Here is a 13,849-nt window from a genome sequence, read left to right as displayed (position 1 = left end):
GACAGACATCAACTAAAATAAGGTCAACGACATAGTTGGCCTTATTTTTTCTGTTTTGGTTTTTGCCTCATTGTTTTTATTCTATATTGCCTGCGTGCAATATTGGTTCTGCCTTAAAATAACGCACACCTATGGTAAACTGTTTTTCGTATGAGTATCCCAAATCATATTCTTGAACAATTAAATAGCCAAGCTGACTTAATCAGTATCATTGGGCGTCATACCACGCTTAAACGTGCTGGTGCTGAGTATAAAGGCTGCTGCCCTTTTCATGGTGAAAAGTCGCCGTCTTTTTATGTCAATCCACAAAAAAACATCTATCACTGCTTTGGTTGTAGTGTCGGTGGCAACGCCATCAGTTTTTTGCGTGATTATGAAAACTTAACGTTTATTGAAGCGGTCAATGAGCTATCAAAGCAAACGGGCATTGAGGTGCCAAAAGAAGAGCAACAAAACGTCAGTTATCAGCGTATTGCGCCTAAACCTATCGCACCACCATCAGTGCCTAGTCCAGTTGTCAGCGTAAAAAATCCAGCCCAAACCATTCACGCCCCTTCTGTCAGCTCTACTTCGACTATTCAGAATCAGCATAGCTATAACGAGCAATCGACTTATACTGGCAGCAATAGCTACGAAGAATATCCACCGCCAGACGCTTACGATTCAGTGCCTTATCCAACGGATGCTTATGGTTCAGATTATCAAGGTGATGACAGCTATCCGCCTGCATGGTTGACAGCCGGAGATGATATTGTAGGCTTGCACGGTAGTGACGCAGGTAATAGCAGTGACTTAAGTAATAACAGCGACAATGAAGACGGCAATCTGTACGAGCTTTTAGAGAAAATTCAGCAGTTTTATCAGCATAATCTCAGCATCCACCCTCATGCCAAGCATTATTTTTTATCGCGTGGTATTAGCGACGAAATCTTTGAAACCTTTGGTTTGGGCTATGCCCCCTTTGGTTGGCAGCATCTTGAGCATCAGTTTCCGCAAGATATTCAAGGTTTAAAAGCGCTCGGCCTAGTACGTCGCTCAGAGTCCGGACGTGATTATGATTTGCTCCGTGATCGGGTCATTTTTCCCATTCGAGACAATCAAGGACGCACCATTGGCTTCGGCGGTCGTGCGCTTGATGATGAAGCGAAGCCCAAGTATATCAACTCGTCCGACTCGCCGGTCTTTCATAAGCAGCATGTGTTATACGGCTATTATGAATCACGCCAGCAGCGCGCCGATAGTTGGCTGGTGGTCGAAGGCTATATGGATGTCATTGCTCTTTATCAAGCAGGTATTTATGGAGCGATTGCTTCCATGGGCACGGCGATTAATGAGAGTCAGATATCACGGCTTTTAACGCTCAACCCTACCCTAACTTTGAGTTTTGATGGTGATAGTGCTGGACAAAAAGCGGCTTGGCGCACCCTTGAAGTTGCGCTACCTGTGCTGGCGGACGATAAAGAATTAAGGTTTTTGACACTGCCCAACAATCATGATCCTGATACCTTTATAAAAAGTCAGGGCGGCGATGCCATGCGTGAACAAATCGCTAACGCCATGCCGCTGTCACAATATATTTTTGCTTATTTAAGTGAGCGTTACGACTTAACCTTGGTAGAAGGTAAAGCCAAGCTCATGTCGCAAGTACGCTCCTTGACCACTGCATTACCGAAAGGCAGTAGCTTTCGTTATCTGCTCAATAATGATATTTATCAAAAGCTTGGCGGTAAGCGTAGTCAAAATATCGAGGCCAAAGACGCGCTGCTAGATTTTGATGGCGAGATGACTATCAGTCAGCAATTGCAGCTGTGCTTTTTATTCCAGCCGCGCGCCTTGATTGATGATCCTATCGAGTCTATTTGGCAGCAAGCCGGTATTCATGAGTTGCACTTGCCTGCCCATATCAAACAAAAAGCGTCTGCCGATACATTGCGCCCACTCGCGTGGGAGGACTTACAAGATAATGCTTTGCTCGATATCGTCAGCACGATTAAGCGCTGTCTGAATTATTTACCTAAAGATGCCAACGCGGCGGCACATTTTATCTTATCAAATGTCAAACCACTGACCCAAGAGATGCTTAGCCGCGATTGGGGCAGTTTTTATAAAGCCTTGACCACACGTAATATCTTAAGTCTTGATGGTTTAGTCGAAGGATTGGTCAGTCAGCTTATCGAACGCCATATGAAGAAAAAGATACAGGATTTGGTCAAGAACCCCGATAATATAAAACTGGCGATTGTCCGTAAACAATCACAGTTATTAAATGACTGGTTACGCGCGCAGCAAGCGGAGCAATCAGCACAAATGGCGACGGTTAAATCTTAATATTTACCCTTGGTTTTTATTTATCAAGAAGCAACCCTTTAAAAGCATAGCGGTTGCCCCCACTATTAATCAATATACCCAGTAGTCAAAGCCGACCTTAAAAGAGTGTCAAACACTCAACTGATGGTAAATAATCAGTAAAAAACAGTCGGTAGATATCACTACCTCGTGCTTGATTACTACGGTCTGTGTTAAACTGTGTCGCTATATATTTATAGCACTGCTTGATGAATGACGACAAGCCCGCATTATTGAGCACAATTTTAGGTATAAGTTTTTTAACCAGCATTTTTTAATGATGAGTTTTTAGGTATTACTATTTTGAAGTCTTTTTAGCGTTACTAATTTTTTGCCGTTTTTTGGCACTGTGATTGTAGTATTTTGAGCCTTTATTCATATCCACTCATTTTTGTTATTATTGACAACCTTTACGCCATATTTTGATGAATCGATTGATTACATCAACGCACCGAGCGAGCGATAGCAAGTCACAATATAAAAATGTCCGATGCAAGTAAGCGAGTATTTATGAACGATAAGTCAGTTTCTAAGTCCACATCTCAACTGGCCACCTTAATCCAAATGGGTAAAGAGCAAGGGTACTTAACCTATGCTGAGGTGAATGACCAACTCCCCGACTCTATCACTGAAAGTGATCAGATCGAAGATATCGTACAAATGCTAACGGACGTTGGCATTAAAATTTTTGAATCTGCGCCCGACGCCGATGACATCTTGATGAACGATGAGTCAAGCGATGATGAGTCAGCAGCAGACGAGGCAGCAGCGGTATTAGCAGCGGTTGAGACCGATCCTGGTCGTACGACTGACCCTGTGCGTATGTATATGCGTGAAATGGGTACCGTTGATCTACTAACTCGTGAAGGCGAGATTGTTATTGCCAAACGTATCGAAGAAGGTATTCGTGATGTACAGCATGCGATGTCTTACTGGCCAGGTACGGTACAGTTCGTCCTTGACGAGTATCAAAAAGTACAAGATGGCGACAAGAAGCTCTCTGACGTCATCACCGGTTTCTTAGACCCTGAAACCGAAGCAGACAAAATCGCTGCCCAAGAGGCAAAAGAGGCTGCGAAAGAAGAAAGAGAACGCATCAAAGAAGAAAAAGAAAATCCGCCTGTTATCAAAGCAAAAGCCAAAGCGGCGCGCGATGATGATGACGAGGACGAAGACGAAACTGAAGAAGAAGCCGAAGAAGAAACCAGCGGTATCGATCCAGAAGAAGTACGCTTACGTCTAGAAGAAATCGAAAATCTATTTATCAAAGCCAAGCAAGCCTTACTTGATTATGGTCGTGGTAGCACAGAAGCTGATGAAGCCTACGAGCAACTTGCTGTACGCTTTATGATGCTAAAACTGAACAATCGCCTGTCAGATCAAGTAATGGCGATTATGCATGATGTCTATGATGATGTGCGTAAGCAAGAGCGTCAAATCATGCGTTTGGTCATTCGCCGTGGTCGTATGCCGCGTGAAGAGTTCCGTAAAACCTTCCCTAGTAATGAAACCAACGTCGATTGGTTGATTGAACGTATCAAAGGCAAGCCTGCATTTGCTGGCACGTTAGAAAAAGTCACCGACGACGTTATTTTATTACAGCGTAAGATTCTTGATTACGAGCAGCAGCTCGATATGAAAATCCACGACATGAAAGATGTGGCGCGCCGTATGGCTATCGGTGAAGCAAAGGCTCGCCGTGCCAAAAAAGAGATGGTCGAAGCTAACCTACGTCTGGTTATCTCTATTGCGAAAAAATATACCAACCGTGGTCTACAGTTCTTGGATCTCATTCAAGAAGGTAATATTGGTCTGATGAAAGCGGTTGATAAATTTGAATATCGCCGTGGTTACAAGTTCTCAACCTATGCCACATGGTGGATTCGTCAGGCAATTACCCGCTCTATCGCTGACCAAGCACGCACCATTCGTATTCCTGTGCATATGATTGAGACAATTAACAAAATCAACCGTGTCTCACGCCAATTGCTACAAGAAATGGGACGCGAGCCGACGCCTGAGGAATTAGGCGAACGCTTAGAGATGGACGAAGTTAAAGTCCGTAAAGTGCTAAAAATTGCCAAAGAGCCTATCTCAATGGAGACGCCAATCGGTGATGATGAAGACTCGCACCTAGGTGATTTCATCGAAGATGGTACTATCTCAAGCCCTGTTGACGATGCGACAGCTGCAGGTCTGCGTGAAGCCACTCGTGATGTGCTTAGCAACTTAACTGAACGTGAAGCGCGCGTGCTAAAAATGCGCTTCGGTATCGATATGCCAACCGATCATACTCTAGAGGAAGTCGGTAAGCAGTTTGATGTAACGCGTGAGCGTATTCGTCAGATTGAAGCAAAAGCGCTACGCAAATTACGTCATCCTTCACGTTCTGAGCATTTACGCTCTTTCCTTGAAAATGACTAATTTTAGAAATCTACTTTATAAAAACCAGCTTCTTGAAAATAGCTGACTTAGACCATATAAAGTAGACAGGACGTTATTAAGCAAAATATTATCAAAAAGCTGAGCGAGTCTCAGCTTTTTTGTGCTTTATTTAAGCGCCAATATTTGACCCTATTCAATAAAAAATAAGGACAACATCATGAGCGATGACCCAAAAGACACTACCAATCAAAACTTCAGCAATCAAAATTCAAGCAAGAAAAATAACAACCAACAAGAGCAAGTGACTAAAAAAGAGGTCAACATCGGCGAGTTGGTCAATGATACCGATAACATCAAAGGCAAAAAAACCGACGTGCAAAATCCTGAGCTTTGGGAGTTCCCAATGAACTATCCCTTGAGTATCATTGGTCATGAAGGCGAGCACGACAGCTTATTGAATGAGGTGAAGCTCATCCTTGGTAGCCAATTTCCAGAATTTGATTTGGCATCTACAGAAGTCAGGCCTTCAAAAACTGGTCGCTTTCATTCGGTTCGTGTCAACTTGTATTTGACCCATGTTGAGCAAGTAAATATCTTATATGCCGCACTTGATAGCGCAAAAACGGTACGTATGGTCGTATAATCACGCTGATATTCATTTAGAAAAAACCAGCACCTTTTTCGTCCAAATCGTCACTCATATGGGTGGCGATTTTTTGTTGTCTAGGGTACAATCATCACCCGAAATATGCATCACATGACGGCGACTCTTGCTGGTCAATTGACCAAACCATAAAAAGCAAATTCACGCCTTTTTTTACAAAACTTTTATTATTTTTATCATTGCCGTCTAACCCTTATCCCATCGTCCTTTGCCAAAATTTGAACACGTTGCAACCTCTGAGCAACATAGTTTGATACTAAAATCAATATAGCATTTTCAAAATTTTCCCGCTATATTGTGTCCACCTACTAACAAATACGCTATATGTAGTGCTCAGTGATTTAATGTATCACTCTGAGCAGAGGCAGCTTTTTGCCTAAAAAAACACTCTGCCATGACAGAGTGTTATAGCGTCATAAAGAATGCCTGCCGGTTATACGCCGTGCAGCATCACTATAAATCATTAAATAATTAACAAGCAATCAACTTACGAGGTCAGCATGACACATATCGATAAAATCCAAGTAACCAAACGTGATGGACGTTTAGAGCCTATCGAGTTAGATAAAATTCATAAGGTTATCGAGTGGGCAGCTCACGGTTTAGATAATGTGTCGGTGTCACAAGTTGAGCTAAAGTCGCATATTCAGTTTTATGAAGGTATCAAGACTCGTGATATTCACGAAACCATCATCAAGTCTGCCGCTGATCTTATCTCTGAAACCACCCCTGACTATCAGTATCTGGCTGCACGTTTGGCTATCTTCCATTTGCGTAAGATTGCTTACAATAAATTTACCCCGCCGCATCTGTTTGATCATGTGCAAAAGCTTACCGATGCGGGCAAATACGATCAGCATATCCTAGCCGATTATAGCCGTGCGGAATTTGATGAATTAGAAGAATATCTTGACCACTGGCGCGACATGAATCTTGCTTATGCTGCTGTTGAGCAAATGGCTGGTAAATACCTCGTACAAGATCGCGTCTCTAAGACTGTCTTTGAGAGCCCACAGTTCTTATACATGTTAGTTGGCATGTGTCTGTTTGCCAGCTATGACAAATCAGAACGTCTCGACTATGTGAAACGCTTTTATGATGCGACGTCACAATTCAAAATCTCGCTACCAACGCCAATCATGTCGGGCGTACGTACCCCATCACGTCAGTTCAGTTCATGCGTCCTGATTGAATGCGGTGACAACCTTGACTCTATCAACGCTACCACCAGCGCCATCGTACGTTATGTCTCTCAGCGTGCCGGTATCGGCATCAATGCGGGTCGTATTCGTGCCCTTGGTAGCCCTATCCGTGGCGGTGAAGCGCAACATACTGGCTGTGTACCGTTTTATAAATTGTTTCAGACAGCTGTTAAATGCTGCTCACAAGGTGGCGTCCGTGGCGGTGCAGCGACGTTATTTTACCCATTATGGCATTTAGAAGTTGAGTCATTATTGGTTCTGAAAAATAACCGCGGTGTCGAAGACAACCGTGTCCGTCATATGGATTATGGCGTACAGATTAACAAGACTTTATATAGCCGCCTGATTAAAGGTCAAGATATCAGCTTGTTCTCACCTTCTGATGTGCCGGGCTTATACGATGCCTTCTTTGAAGATCAAGATAAGTTTGAAGAGCTATATACTAAGTACGAGCAAGATAAATCAATCCGTAGCCGTCAAATTCCAGCCACGGAATTGTTTAGCTTAATGATGCAAGAGCGTGCCAGCACCGGTCGTATCTATATCCAAAACGTCGACCATTGCAATACCCATAGCCCATTTGACCCAAGCGTTGCGCCAATTCGCCAGTCAAATCTATGCATGGAAATTGCCCTGCCGACTAAGCCACTTGATAACATCAATGACGAAGCAGGCGAGATTGCCCTTTGTACGCTATCTGCGGTCAACTTAGGTAAAGTCGAAAACGTTGGCGATATCGAAGAGCCAGCCGAGCTTATCGTCCGTGCGCTTGATGCCCTGCTCGATTATCAAGACTATCCAGTTAAAGCCGCTGAAAATGGCAGTATGCGTCGCCGTACGCTAGGTGTTGGCGTGATTAACTACGCGTATTACTTAGCGAAAAATGGCGTACGCTATTCAGACGATAGCGCGCTTGGTCTAACTCATCAAACCTTTGAAGCGTTGCAATTCTATCTCTTAAAAGCCTCAAATAAATTGGCAAAAGAACAAGGCGCGTGCCCTGCCTTTAATGAGACTACTTATTCGCAAGGTATCTTGCCGATTGATACTTATAAAAAAGACTTGGATAAAATCTGCCAAGAGCCGCTACATCTCGATTGGGAAACGCTACGCACTGAAATCACCACTCACGGTCTGCGCAACTCTACCCTAACTGCCTTGATGCCGTCTGAAACCTCTAGTCAGATTGCCAATGCGACCAACGGTATCGAGCCACCACGCGGTCTGGTGTCTATCAAAGCGTCAAAAGATGGCATCTTAAAGCAAGTCGTGCCTGAGATTGATAAGCTCAGAAACCAATACGAGCTACTATGGCAAATGCCGAACAATGACGGTTACCTAAAGCTGGTCGCTATCATGCAGAAGTTCGTCGATCAAAGTATCTCTGCCAATACCAACTACGATCCGGTTCGTTATGAAGGCGGCCGTGTACCGATGAAGATATTACTAAAAGATCTGCTAAACGCGTATAAGCTGGGCGTGAAGACGTTGTACTACCATAACACGCGTGATGGTGCGAACGATGCGCAAGCGGATATGGAAGATGATTGTGCTGGCGGTGCTTGTAAGATCTAGGTTGATGGATAGTGGGTTTAGCTTTTGGGTTAAGCCTGCCATTCGCTAATATAGAACTCTGGTTTAACTTGGATTTAATGGAATAAGATCCAAGTTAAACCAGCTAATTTAAAATGTAAAAAGGACTTTCTATGTTGATTTCAGAGTATACAGGTACAATCAAAATTGCTGATGTCGAGCTAGAATGTGCTGTCCTTAATGATGGTAGACGCATAATAAAACATTCAGATGTTTTTAAGGCTCTGGGTAGAGAAGTAAGAGGTAATGCACGTTTACCTGACACCCCTTCTTTTATGGATGCTAAAAATTTACAGCCATTTATTTCCGATGAACTGAATGACGTAAAAGAAAAAATCTTATATCAGGATGAAAACGGTAAAAGCTTTCAAGGCTTTGATGCCATAATTATTCCATTAGTTTGTGAGCTATATATATTAGCCGATGAAGCAGGCGCAGTAACATATAAAAATCAGAAAGATACCGCTATGCAGGCATCAATCATCATCAGATCCTTAGCTAAGGTTGGTATCGTTGCATTGGTAGATGAGGCCACTGGATATCAGAACATTCGTAAAGCAGAAGCCTTACAAGAAATTCTCAATTTTTACATTACTAAAGACCTTCTTGCATGGACTAAGACATTTCCCGATGAGTTTTATGAACAAATATTTAGATTAAAAGACTGGAAATGGAGCACATTTAATAGACCTGGTGTTGTTGGAACCTATACTAACGATATAGTTTACGATCGAATGGCAGTTGGTTTAGTTAATGAGCTAAAAGCACTCAATCCAAGAGATGAAAAAGGTCTTGCTAAACATAGAGATCATCAACATTTATCAGAAAACCAAGGAAGAAAAGCACTTGAAATGCATTTACATGCTGTGATTGGCTTAATGAGAGCATCTGATAACTGGGAAGAATTCATGTATTCTGTCAACAAAGCTTACCCAAAGAAAGGCTCTATCAGTGATTTATTTCCTGAGACTTTAAATCCAAGAAAAATTCACTAGCGTAACAGACAAAGCAATCTAAACATTGAAAGTAGTGGGTTGATTTTCATCTTTATTCTATACGAGAATTTGGCACAACTAATCCTTCATAAGCTTAACTTTAGAGTCTTTTAATATGCAAAGTAATTATAATTATCCAAATATGCTTAAGCAAGCGATTGAGTTATCTGAAGAGCTCAAAATGCCTAATATTGAGTGGAATTCGAAGAAATTCAATTCTCAAGAGTCTTATGCATTTAAGGAAATTGAGAAGATAATTAAAAATGAACTACATCATATAATCGATGCAAGGTTCGGTTTAAAAAATTATCTAGGTAATAGTTGCCTTAATATTGCAGCAACATCCTTCGCTTACCTAAAAGCATTAGATTTAGATGTCGAGATGATTTATGGAGATGTAAATGTCAATGATTTTCCAGATGACGAGTTCGAAACCTCTCCTGATTTGTTAAAGTATGAATACGAAAATAGAGTTAGTGAAGGTGTACAGGATATTCATGCATGGGTGGGAATAGGAAAAAACATAATCATAGATTTTGCTCTTCCTTATAGATTATTGAAAAATAATAACTTCCCGCAGCACTACTTGTTCGAGGTTGGCACAGCTGAACATTATGAAAAACACTTAGTGAAGTATAAACCTATGATAATAGGTACTGATTTTTTTAAACAAACTAACTCTTATGATCCTTTAGTTGATACAGACAATTTTAGAAGGATTTTTGATGATGAATAGTTCTAATAAAGGGTATTTATAAGATGCCTTCTATTCACTACTTTTATAACAACCTAATTGTTACAAGTGATGAAGATACCCTGTACCTAAACTCTACGGTTAATAAAAAATCAGTAACACCCTCACAAGGTCATTTAGCCTCGACTATAGCGGCATCGGCTAGGCAGATACAAGCGGCAGGCGGGATTGGCTACTTAATATAATGACTATTAAATAAAAACACTTTGGCTTTACCGCTATAACTGAAACACATAGATAAAATAAAAATGACGGAGGTCATAGACGTGCAATATACCGCAATCATCAAAGACGGTGGTTTGTTTATCCCTAACGTATTTTCAGACCTAAACGATGGTCAATCATACATCGTACAAGTCACAGTAGACATCGAAGACGCTCGGCAGCAGTTAAGCTTGCACGAAGCACCAAAGAAAGAATCACTTAAACAAGCAGCAAAAGAACCAAAAAAACCAGTAAAGAAACCAACGAAAAAAGAAGCAATAGACGTTGATTTGGAGACACTGCGCAAGAGTGCCGTCGATGAATTAGAGGGCTTAGATGATGTCGAGCTTAGCGAGATATTTAAAGCTTATATGAATGATGGACAAGTACCAATACAAATATCTTTAGAGAACTTATAATAGAGAGCCTATAACGTATTTTTGCTGATGTTTTAAAAGCCGCATTTTTCAAACCAACATATCAAACTTTTAGATTAATAAACTGTATCACTTATAAAGGTAGAACGATGACTTACTCAATTTTTTGCCAAACACCAAACAACGCTTTAAAAGAGCCGATGTTTTTCGGTCAGCCAGTCAATGTGGCGCGCTATGACCAGCAAAAGCACCCTATCTTTGAGCAGCTGATTGAAAAACAGCTATCATTCTTTTGGCGTCCAGAAGAAGTCGATGTCTCACGCGACCGCATTGACTACGGCAATCTATCGTCACATGAGCAGCATATTTTTATTAGTAACCTGAAATATCAGACGCTACTCGACTCTATCCAAGGTCGTAGCCCAAACGTTGTCTTATTACCATTGGTGTCTATTCCTGAGCTTGAAACATGGATTGAGACGTGGACGTTCTCTGAGACCATTCACTCACGCAGCTACACCCATATCATTCGTAATATCGTCAATGATCCCGGTATTGTGTTTGATGACATCATGCAAAACGAGCACATTTTAGAGCGTGCGTCTGATATCGCTAAGTACTACGATGACTTGTACTATGATTCACAGCTTTACAATATGCACGGTGCTGGCACGCATACCATTAATGGCAAAGAAGTGACCGTTAGTTTAAAATCACTGAAAAAACAGCTGTATTTGTGCTTGATGGCGGTCAACGTGCTAGAAGCTATCCGCTTTTATGTGTCGTTTGCTTGCTCGTTTGCCTTTGCTGAACGCAAGCTGATGGAAGGTAATGCCAAGATCATTAAGCTAATTGCTCGTGATGAGGCGCTACATTTAACCGGTACCCAGCATATTCTTAACCTGATGCGTAACGGTCGCGACGATCCCGAGATGGTAGAGATTGCCAATGAGTGCTATGAGCAAAGTATCGAGATTTTCCGTAAGGCCGCCGAGCAAGAAAAAGAATGGGCAGGCTATTTATTCAAAGATGGCTCAATGATTGGTCTCAATAAAGACATCCTTTGCCAATATATCGAATATATCACCAACTTACGTATGGAAGCGGTTGGCTTACCAGTCGCCTTCCCAAATTCTAAATCAAATCCTATTCCGTGGATTAATACGTGGTTGTCTTCTGATAACGTGCAGGTTGCACCGCAAGAAACTGAAATCAGCTCGTACTTGGTCGGTCAAATTGACTCAGACTTATCAGACAGCGACTTTGATGACTTTGAACTTTAAAGCTTTACAGCTTTACAGCTTTAGAGCTTTAGAGCTTTAGAGAATGATTTTTGAAAGAACGGCGTTTAGACAGTAAAAAATGATAGGGAAATGGATAGGGTAAAAACTATGACTTGGGTAATGACGAGTAAGAAGCAATTTTACTTGCATGATGATGAAAGTCTGCTTGATGGACTGCTGCGCACCGGACACGATGTCAATTATCAATGTAAGGAAGGCTATTGTGGCAGTTGCCGGATAAAGCGTATCGCCAGCTCCCATGTCATTGATTATCCGTTTGAACCATTAGCCATGATTGAAGAAGATGAAATCCTGCCCTGCTGCTGTAGAGTACAAGGGGTGATTTATATTAGCCATGACTCTATTGAAAAGTAGTCTTTAAACCAATTAAAAATCAATAAAAAAAGCGCGCTGTCTTAAAGATAGCGCGCTTTTTTATATAGTCGATTCGATTTAAAAAGAATACGGTACTGCTGGGATAAATTTTTCGAAGCCTCTGGAGTGCGAAGCGCACAGCAAGCGAGGAAAACTTAACCCAGCATAATGCTATTTTTAACGTACCTCTTTTATATTTAACTGACTATATCGGTATTAAATATCAGATAGTAGGCAATAGACTTGCTCTATAAAGGCGCACCATCTCTTTCAAATAACTCTAAAAGCTCTTCACGCATACGGTCACGCTCTGCTTCTGACATCATCGGGACATCCTGTTCTGGACCTTGTAAGCTTGGCTGCTGAGTACCACCAAGTATCTCATCTTGGATGACAACGGGAACTGTTGTAGGTTCCTCTACTGGACGCTCCTCTAACAATATCTTCACTTGCGCATTTTTACCTTGACGTAAGATTTGAGCAAAGAGCGTGGTATTAGGTGCTTTGCGAGCGACATACTGAATTAAAGTATTGGCATCAGTCATCTCAACGCCATCAATCGTAAGGATAATATCACCAACGCGCAGACCACTCTTAGCCGCTGGACTCTTAGGAACAACGTTGAGAACCTCTACACCTGTGGAAGTTTCAAGCTGCGTAGGATCTCGCAGTTGTGACTGTATCTCGATACCGAGCCAACCACGACTGACCTTACCATCTTTAATAAGTGCATTCATCACTTGTTCAACGATAGCAGTAGGAATGGCAAAACCAATACCCATAGAGCCACCAGAGCGTGAATAAATAGCCGTATTGATACCAACCAGCTCACCGTGAGCATCAACCAGCGCTCCACCTGAGTTACCGGGATTGATAGCCGCATCGGTTTGAATAAAGTCTTCAAACTTATTCACACCGAGCCCTGTACGTCCAGTTGCTGAAATAATACCTTGAGTGACCGTTTGACCCACACCGAACGGATTACCAATCGCTAAGGCCACATCCCCAACACGAATAGGTTCTTTACGGAATCCCAATGGCGTTAGTCCTTTCATATCCACTTTAATCACCGCCAAATCACTGTCTGGATCCGTACCAATCAGTTGAGCACGGCTCTTGCGACCATCATTAAAAGCAACGGTAATCTCATCTGCCTTTTCAAGTACATGCGCATTGGTCACGATATAACCGTCTTCTGAGACAATTACGCCAGAGCCTAAGTTGGTATTGCCCTGTTCTTCTGATGGTCCACCATGGAACTCAAAAAACCGACGCAAAACCGGATCATTCATATAAGGATGTTCTGCCATCGTTTGGGTGGTATAGATGTTGACGACTGATTGCGATGCACGAGCAACACCATTATGATAAGAAGAGATAGCTGTTGCTGTATCTCCCACAGGTGCAGAGGCTTGCTGCTCAGCAGGTGTGGTCCTCGGCGGTTCCCACTCTGCCTCTGATGCCATCTTCATACTCGCAAACAACCAGACAAATGCTGCAATCATTATTAGCAACAAAATCCAAGGTAACCACTTTGACAGACCAGCCTTGTTGTTGGCATTCCGAGATGACGACATATAAAAACCTCTATAAATTTTTGTAAAAACAGTTAATGATAAACAAAGTCAAACAGCTCTTACCAATCATGTGCTATTAGCAAGATAAGATGCG

Annotated in this window: 11 protein-coding genes; 10 read left to right on the top strand and 1 reads right to left on the bottom strand. The window is 42.0% G+C overall.

Features of this window, described 5'->3' with window-relative positions; translation table 11 throughout:
• Nucleotides 1-150: 150 nt before the first annotated feature.
• The 10 genes from EPB74_RS00615 to yfaE all read left to right on the top strand — a co-directional run bounded on the left by EPB74_RS00615 (nucleotide 151) and on the right by yfaE (nucleotide 12,178).
• A complete protein-coding gene (locus tag EPB74_RS00615; protein ID WP_274902212.1) occupies nucleotides 151-2,328 on the top strand; it encodes a DNA primase in 2,178 nt (725 codons plus the stop codon).
• Between the two features lie 528 nt (nucleotides 2,329-2,856).
• On the top strand, nucleotides 2,857-4,770 hold the full coding sequence (gene rpoD / locus EPB74_RS00610; protein WP_079691976.1) for an RNA polymerase sigma factor RpoD: 1,914 nt from the start codon (nucleotides 2,857-2,859) through the stop codon (nucleotides 4,768-4,770).
• Nucleotides 4,771-5,062: 292 nt separating this feature from the next.
• On the top strand, nucleotides 5,063-5,374 hold the full coding sequence (locus EPB74_RS00605; protein WP_342462737.1) for a YbeD family protein: 312 nt from the start codon (nucleotides 5,063-5,065) through the stop codon (nucleotides 5,372-5,374).
• Between the two features lie 521 nt (nucleotides 5,375-5,895).
• Nucleotides 5,896-8,172: a class 1a ribonucleoside-diphosphate reductase subunit alpha gene (gene nrdA / locus EPB74_RS00600; protein ID WP_274902210.1), complete on the top strand. Its 2,277-nt coding sequence runs from the start codon at nucleotides 5,896-5,898 to the stop codon at nucleotides 8,170-8,172.
• 131 nt (nucleotides 8,173-8,303) lie between these two features.
• Complete coding sequence (locus tag EPB74_RS00595) at nucleotides 8,304-9,185, top strand: P63C domain-containing protein (protein WP_274902209.1); 882 nt, start codon at nucleotides 8,304-8,306, stop codon at nucleotides 9,183-9,185.
• A 115-nt stretch (nucleotides 9,186-9,300) separates the two neighbouring features.
• Nucleotides 9,301-9,921 (top strand): hypothetical protein, encoded by a 621-nt coding sequence (locus EPB74_RS00590; protein ID WP_274902208.1) that lies wholly within the window; start codon nucleotides 9,301-9,303, stop codon nucleotides 9,919-9,921.
• 23 nt (nucleotides 9,922-9,944) lie between these two features.
• Nucleotides 9,945-10,124 carry a hypothetical protein gene (locus EPB74_RS00585; RefSeq protein ID WP_274902207.1) on the top strand — a complete coding sequence of 60 codons (180 nt, stop codon included), beginning with the start codon at nucleotides 9,945-9,947 and terminating at the stop codon, nucleotides 10,122-10,124.
• 81 nt (nucleotides 10,125-10,205) lie between these two features.
• Nucleotides 10,206-10,562: a hypothetical protein gene (locus EPB74_RS00580; protein WP_274902206.1), complete on the top strand. Its 357-nt coding sequence runs from the start codon at nucleotides 10,206-10,208 to the stop codon at nucleotides 10,560-10,562.
• A gap of 107 nt (nucleotides 10,563-10,669) precedes the next feature.
• Nucleotides 10,670-11,803 (top strand): class Ia ribonucleoside-diphosphate reductase subunit beta, encoded by a 1,134-nt coding sequence (gene nrdB / locus EPB74_RS00575; RefSeq protein ID WP_079691983.1) that lies wholly within the window; start codon nucleotides 10,670-10,672, stop codon nucleotides 11,801-11,803.
• Nucleotides 11,804-11,911: 108 nt separating this feature from the next.
• A complete protein-coding gene (yfaE, locus tag EPB74_RS00570; protein WP_089554310.1) occupies nucleotides 11,912-12,178 on the top strand; it encodes a class I ribonucleotide reductase maintenance protein YfaE in 267 nt (88 codons plus the stop codon).
• Nucleotides 12,179-12,426: 248 nt separating this feature from the next.
• On the opposite strand, the gene EPB74_RS00565 is transcribed toward yfaE, so the two are convergent.
• Nucleotides 12,427-13,755: a S1C family serine protease gene (locus EPB74_RS00565; RefSeq protein ID WP_274902205.1), complete on the bottom strand. Its 1,329-nt coding sequence runs from the start codon at nucleotides 13,753-13,755 to the stop codon at nucleotides 12,427-12,429.
• Between the last annotated feature and the right edge of the window lie 94 nt (nucleotides 13,756-13,849).

This window comes from Psychrobacter sp. DAB_AL62B, from assembly GCF_028895345.1.
Classification (GTDB): Bacteria; Pseudomonadota; Gammaproteobacteria; order Pseudomonadales; family Moraxellaceae; genus Psychrobacter.
Note: the sequence above shows the minus strand (reverse complement) of the source record. Positions and strands in the feature narration are given on the sequence as shown.